Source organism: Curtobacterium sp. MCBA15_008, assembly GCF_001865065.1.
Lineage (GTDB): Bacteria > Actinomycetota > Actinomycetes > Actinomycetales > Microbacteriaceae > Curtobacterium.
Genome location: NZ_MJGN01000029.1, coordinates 1 through 297 on the forward strand (window position 1 = coordinate 1; position 297 = coordinate 297).

Here is a 297-nt window from a genome sequence, read left to right on the forward strand (position 1 = left end):
CGGTTGCTCGCAGAGGGATACCGCTGCGAGGAACCGCTCCCGTTGCGTTTTGCGGGAAGGGCGGGGCGGGACCGAGGGCGGGAAGGGCGGGGCCGAGGGCGGGCGGGGCGAGCGGCAGGCCGCGCCTAGAAGTCGAACAGGTTCGCCCGGATGCCTCCGGCGCCGTACTCCCGACGGAGGAGCCCACGGCGCCGGAGTACCGGCACGAGGTCCCCGAACATCCGGTACACCTGCGCCGGGTGCAGGTCGCCGGAGAAGATGATGCCGTCGTTGTCCGCGTCGGCGCCGAGCTCCTCG